This is a genomic window from Pseudomonas syringae, assembly GCF_021606685.1.
Taxonomy (GTDB): Bacteria; Pseudomonadota; Gammaproteobacteria; order Pseudomonadales; family Pseudomonadaceae; genus Aquipseudomonas; species Aquipseudomonas syringae_R.
Genome location: NZ_WKCB01000135.1, coordinates 1 through 5,652, shown reverse-complemented (window position 1 = coordinate 5,652; position 5,652 = coordinate 1). Strand labels below are relative to the sequence as shown.

Below are 5,652 nucleotides of genomic sequence, written 5' to 3'. Positions count from 1 at the left end.
AAACAAAACCCCTGTTTGCGTTAGCAAACAGGGGTTCTGGAATTTAATCTTGACGATGACCTACTCTCACATGGGGAAACCCCACACTACCATCGGCGATGCATCGTTTCACTGCTGAGTTCGGGATGGGATCAGGTGGTTCCAATGCTCTATGGTCGTCAAGAAATTCGGGTACTGAGTCGTGGCCAGATGGCCTCGCTTCAGCAAATTGGGTATGTGATAGCTTTCGGTGTTTTGTGAGATTCGAACTTTCGGTTCTATCGTCTTCACACACCGCAATCTGGTGCTCTTTCGCTTTTCAGCTCGAAGCAAGCAAATTGCTTGGGTGTTATATGGTCAAGCCTCACGGGCAATTAGTATTGGTTAGCTCAACGCCTCACAGCGCTTACACACCCAACCTATCAACGTCGTAGTCTTCGACGGCCCTTCAGGGAACTCAAGGTTCCAGTGAGATCTCATCTTGAGGCTAGTTTCCCGCTTAGATGCTTTCAGCGGTTATCTATTCCGAACATAGCTACCCGGCAATGCCACTGGCGTGACAACCGGAACACCAGAGGTTCGTCCACTCCGGTCCTCTCGTACTAGGAGCAGCCCCTCTCAAATCTCAAACGTCCACGGCAGATAGGGACCGAACTGTCTCACGACGTTCTAAACCCAGCTCGCGTACCACTTTAAATGGCGAACAGCCATACCCTTGGGACCGGCTTCAGCCCCAGGATGTGATGAGCCGACATCGAGGTGCCAAACACCGCCGTCGATATGAACTCTTGGGCGGTATCAGCCTGTTATCCCCGGAGTACCTTTTATCCGTTGAGCGATGGCCCTTCCATACAGAACCACCGGATCACTAAGACCTACTTTCGTACCTGCTCGACGTGTCTGTCTCGCAGTCAAGCGCGCTTTTGCCTTTATACTCTACGACCGATTTCCGACCGGTCTGAGCGCACCTTCGTACTCCTCCGTTACTCTTTAGGAGGAGACCGCCCCAGTCAAACTACCCACCATACACTGTCCTCGATCCGGATAACGGACCTGAGTTAGAACCTCAAAGTTGCCAGGGTGGTATTTCAAGGTTGGCTCCACGCAGACTGGCGTCCACGCTTCAAAGCCTCCCACCTATCCTACACAAGCAAATTCAAAGTCCAGTGCAAAGCTATAGTAAAGGTTCACGGGGTCTTTCCGTCTAGCCGCGGATACACTGCATCTTCACAGCGATTTCAATTTCACTGAGTCTCGGGTGGAGACAGCGCCGCCATCGTTACGCCATTCGTGCAGGTCGGAACTTACCCGACAAGGAATTTCGCTACCTTAGGACCGTTATAGTTACGGCCGCCGTTTACCGGGGCTTCGATCAAGAGCTTCGCGTTAGCTAACCCCATCAATTAACCTTCCGGCACCGGGCAGGCGTCACACCCTATACGTCCACTTTCGTGTTTGCAGAGTGCTGTGTTTTTAATAAACAGTCGCAGCGGCCTGGTATCTTCGACCGGCATGAGCTTACGGAGCAAGTCCTTCACCCTCACCGGCGCACCTTCTCCCGAAGTTACGGTGCCATTTTGCCTAGTTCCTTCACCCGAGTTCTCTCAAGCGCCTTGGTATTCTCTACCCAACCACCTGTGTCGGTTTGGGGTACGGTTCCTGGTTACCTGAAGCTTAGAAGCTTTTCTTGGAAGCATGGCATCAACCACTTCGTTATCTAAAAGATAACTCGTCATCAGCTCTCGGCCTTAGAATCCCGGATTTACCTAAGATTCCAGCCTACCACCTTAAACTTGGACAACCAACGCCAAGCTGGCCTAGCCTTCTCCGTCCCTCCATCGCAATAACCAGAAGTACAGGAATATTAACCTGTTTTCCATCGACTACGCTTTTCAGCCTCGCCTTAGGGACCGACTAACCCTGCGTCGATTAACGTTGCGCAGGAAACCTTGGTCTTTCGGCGTGGGTGTTTTTCACACCCATTGTCGTTACTCATGTCAGCATTCGCACTTCTGATACCTCCAGCAAGCTTCTCAACTCACCTTCACAGGCTTACAGAACGCTCCTCTACCGCATCACTTACGTGATACCCGTAGCTTCGGTGTATGGTTTGAGCCCCGTTACATCTTCCGCGCAGGCCGACTCGACTAGTGAGCTATTACGCTTTCTTTAAAGGGTGGCTGCTTCTAAGCCAACCTCCTAGCTGTCTAAGCCTTCCCACATCGTTTCCCACTTAACCATAACTTTGGGACCTTAGCTGACGGTCTGGGTTGTTTCCCTTTTCACGACGGACGTTAGCACCCGCCGTGTGTCTCCCATGCTCGGCACTTGTAGGTATTCGGAGTTTGCATCGGTTTGGTAAGTCGGGATGACCCCCTAGCCGAAACAGTGCTCTACCCCCTACAGTGATACATGAGGCGCTACCTAAATAGCTTTCGAGGAGAACCAGCTATCTCCGAGCTTGATTAGCCTTTCACTCCGATCCACAGGTCATCCGCTAACTTTTCAACGGTAGTCGGTTCGGTCCTCCAGTTAGTGTTACCCAACCTTCAACCTGCCCATGGATAGATCGCCCGGTTTCGGGTCTATTCCCAGCGACTAGACGCCCTATTAAGACTCGCTTTCGCTACGCCTCCCCTATTCGGTTAAGCTCGCCACTGAAAATAAGTCGCTGACCCATTATACAAAAGGTACGCAGTCACCCAACAAAGTGGGCTCCCACTGCTTGTACGCATACGGTTTCAGGATCTATTTCACTCCCCTCTCCGGGGTTCTTTTCGCCTTTCCCTCACGGTACTAGTTCACTATCGGTCAGTCAGTAGTATTTAGCCTTGGAGGATGGTCCCCCCATATTCAGACAAAGTTTCTCGTGCTCCGTCCTACTCGATTTCATGACTAAGAGATTTTCGCGTACAGGGCTATCACCCACTATGGCCGCACTTTCCAGAGCGTTCCGCTAATCTCAAAGCCACTTAAGGGCTAGTCCCCGTTCGCTCGCCACTACTAAGGGAATCTCGGTTGATTTCTTTTCCTCAGGGTACTTAGATGTTTCAGTTCCCCTGGTTCGCCTCTTGCACCTATGTATTCAGTACAAGATAACCATCTTATGATGGCTGGGTTCCCCCATTCAGACATCTCCGGATCAAAGTCTGTTTGCCGACTCCCCGAAGCTTTTCGCAGGCTACCACGTCTTTCATCGCCTCTGACTGCCAAGGCATCCACCGTATGCGCTTCTTCACTTGACCATATAACCCCAAGCAATCTGGTTATACTGTGAAGACAACATTCGCCGAAAATTCGATAATACTCAAAACTGAGTAACTCACAAATTTTACCTTAGCCTGATCCGTTACCAGTGAAAGTAACGTTCAGTCTATCTTTCTATCACATACCCAAATTTTTAAAGAACGATCTAATCAAAGACTAGAAATCAACATTCATCACCGTGTTGGTGGAATGCTCATTTCTAAGCTTTCAAAACTTTCAGAAGCAGTAGTGGTGGAGCCAAACGGGATCGAACCGTTGACCTCCTGCGTGCAAGGCAGGCGCTCTCCCAGCTGAGCTATGGCCCCGTATTTCTACAGGCGTTTCCCACACAAAATTGGTGGGTCTGGGCAGATTCGAACTGCCGACCTCACCCTTATCAGGGGTGCGCTCTAACCAACTGAGCTACAGACCCAATTTCGGGCTGCTTCTTATCGTCTTCTTCAATGAATCAAGCAATTCGTGTGGGAACTTATGGAGCAGCTGATGTCGTCGATTAAGGAGGTGATCCAGCCGCAGGTTCCCCTACGGCTACCTTGTTACGACTTCACCCCAGTCATGAATCACACCGTGGTAACCGTCCTCCCGAAGGTTAGACTAGCTACTTCTGGTGCAACCCACTCCCATGGTGTGACGGGCGGTGTGTACAAGGCCCGGGAACGTATTCACCGCGACATTCTGATTCGCGATTACTAGCGATTCCGACTTCACGCAGTCGAGTTGCAGACTGCGATCCGGACTACGATCGGTTTTATGGGATTAGCTCCACCTCGCGGCTTGGCAACCCTCTGTACCGACCATTGTAGCACGTGTGTAGCCCAGGCCGTAAGGGCCATGATGACTTGACGTCATCCCCACCTTCCTCCGGTTTGTCACCGGCAGTCTCCTTAGAGTGCCCACCATTACGTGCTGGTAACTAAGGACAAGGGTTGCGCTCGTTACGGGACTTAACCCAACATCTCACGACACGAGCTGACGACAGCCATGCAGCACCTGTCTCAATGCTCCCGAAGGCACCAATCTATCTCTAGAAAGTTCATTGGATGTCAAGGCCTGGTAAGGTTCTTCGCGTTGCTTCGAATTAAACCACATGCTCCACCGCTTGTGCGGGCCCCCGTCAATTCATTTGAGTTTTAACCTTGCGGCCGTACTCCCCAGGCGGTCAACTTAATGCGTTAGCTGCGCCACTAAAAGCTCAAGGCTTCCAACGGCTAGTTGACATCGTTTACGGCGTGGACTACCAGGGTATCTAATCCTGTTTGCTCCCCACGCTTTCGCACCTCAGTGTCAGTATTAGTCCAGGTGGTCGCCTTCGCCACTGGTGTTCCTTCCTATATCTACGCATTTCACCGCTACACAGGAAATTCCACCACCCTCTACCATACTCTAGTCAGTCAGTTTTGAATGCAGTTCCCAGGTTGAGCCCGGGGATTTCACATCCAACTTAACAAACCACCTACGCGCGCTTTACGCCCAGTAATTCCGATTAACGCTTGCACCCTCTGTATTACCGCGGCTGCTGGCACAGAGTTAGCCGGTGCTTATTCTGTCGGTAACGTCAAAACAATCACGTATTAGGTAACTGCCCTTCCTCCCAACTTAAAGTGCTTTACAATCCGAAGACCTTCTTCACACACGCGGCATGGCTGGATCAGGCTTTCGCCCATTGTCCAATATTCCCCACTGCTGCCTCCCGTAGGAGTCTGGACCGTGTCTCAGTTCCAGTGTGACTGATCATCCTCTCAGACCAGTTACGGATCGTCGCCTTGGTGAGCCATTACCTCACCAACTAGCTAATCCGACCTAGGCTCATCTGATAGCGCAAGGCCCGAAGGTCCCCTGCTTTCTCCCGTAGGACGTATGCGGTATTAGCGTCCGTTTCCGAACGTTATCCCCCACTACCAGGCAGATTCCTAGGCATTACTCACCCGTCCGCCGCTCTCAAGAGAAGCAAGCTTCTCTCTACCGCTCGACTTGCATGTGTTAGGCCTGCCGCCAGCGTTCAATCTGAGCCATGATCAAACTCTTCAGTTCAAACATCTTTGGGTTTTTAAGAAACCCTAAACTTGGCTCAGCAATCGTTGGTTACATCTTTGATTTCTCGCGGAGTAACTTGTGATGCTGATAATCTTGTTGACTATCAGTCTGACTCCACAAGCACCCACACGAATTGCTTGATTCAGTTGTTAAAGAGCGGTTGGTTAAGATCTTTCGTCTCAACCGAGGCGCGCATTCTACAGCAGCCTCATTTGCTGTCAAGTGATTATTTTCAGAAGTTTTCGAAGATTTCTTCAACAACTTCAACCACTTGCGCTTCCGATCTCTCGTTAGCGGGAGGCGAATTCTACAGCGTTACACGCTGCTGTCAACACCTCTTTTTCTCCGCTTTCGACCGAGAAGATCGAAACG

The 5,652-nt window shown here is 50.9% G+C and carries 2 tRNA genes and 3 rRNA genes; all 5 read right to left on the bottom strand.

The window, feature by feature from the left end:
• Positions 1 to 47: 47 nt before the first annotated feature.
• The 5 genes from rrf to GIW02_RS26720 all read right to left on the bottom strand — a co-directional run bounded on the left by rrf (position 48) and on the right by GIW02_RS26720 (position 5,277).
• Positions 48 to 163 (bottom strand): 5S ribosomal RNA (gene rrf / locus GIW02_RS26740).
• Positions 164 to 332: 169 nt separating this feature from the next.
• Positions 333 to 3,224: ribosomal RNA gene (locus tag GIW02_RS26735) — 23S ribosomal RNA — on the bottom strand.
• A gap of 251 nt (positions 3,225 to 3,475) precedes the next feature.
• Positions 3,476 to 3,551, bottom strand: a tRNA-Ala gene (locus GIW02_RS26730).
• 30 nt (positions 3,552 to 3,581) lie between these two features.
• Positions 3,582 to 3,658, bottom strand: a tRNA-Ile gene (locus tag GIW02_RS26725).
• An 82-nt stretch (positions 3,659 to 3,740) separates the two neighbouring features.
• A 16S ribosomal RNA gene (locus GIW02_RS26720) occupies positions 3,741 to 5,277 on the bottom strand.
• Together the 16S, 23S and 5S rRNA genes with 2 tRNA genes alongside form the textbook arrangement of a ribosomal RNA operon.
• Between the last annotated feature and the right edge of the window lie 375 nt (positions 5,278 to 5,652).